Here is a 668-nt window from a genome sequence, read left to right as displayed (position 1 = left end):
GCGTCTACGCCGTCGCCCGCATCGACGACGAGCCGCGCCGCCGCTGGTGGCGGCTCGCCGACGCCGAGCGGGACCGGCGGATCGCGCTGCTCCACGCCCGCGCGCTCGAGGACGTCGCCGACCCGCGGATCGCCGCCGACCAGGTGGCCGGCGCCCTCGTCCACGTCGTCGCGGGCCGGGTGCTCGCCCCCTACCTGCTCGAGGCGCGCTGCTGGGACCCCGGACTCGACAACCTGTGGATCCACCAGGACAGCGACGGAGGCATCGACTGGGCCGCGGTCGCCGACGACACCCTGCGCGTGTTGCCCGACGACCCCGCGGCCGCCGACGACACGGTCGTCGTGCTGCCGTGCGAGGAGGCGCTCGCGCGGTGGACCGCCCACCGGGCCGGCACCGCGCTGCATGCCGCGCACGCCTCGCTGGCACTGTGCGCCCCCACCGACGCGCTGCGGTTCTGGTCCCTCCTGGGCCGCGCCGTCGTGGCGGGTGCGGCCCAGATTCCCCTGCTGGCCGGCACCTCCCGCTCCGTCGCGGCGCGTCGCGGCCAGCTTCTGCTGGATGCGTTCCTGACGCTGGGCCTGCCGGTCCGAGGGCTTGCCAAATTAGGCAAGCCTTCCCTATAGTCGAGAGTGTTGCGACCGCCGGACCGCGCCGGAGTCCTGAGGGCT

The 668-nt window shown here is 75.3% G+C and carries 1 protein-coding gene; it reads left to right on the top strand.

The genetic code is table 11. The features are described from left to right. A partial coding sequence (locus CQZ88_RS28680) for a hypothetical protein (protein ID WP_102800637.1) occupies positions 1-623 on the top strand: 623 nt, incomplete at its 5' end. Positions 624-668 lie beyond the last annotated feature (45 nt).

Origin of the sequence: Rhodococcus sp. ENV425 (genome assembly GCF_002887785.1) — a bacterium.
GTDB lineage: Bacteria > Actinomycetota > Actinomycetes > Mycobacteriales > Mycobacteriaceae > Rhodococcus > Rhodococcus aetherivorans.
The sequence above is the reverse complement of the archived record's forward strand: the minus strand, read 5'-3'. Positions and strand labels throughout refer to the sequence as shown.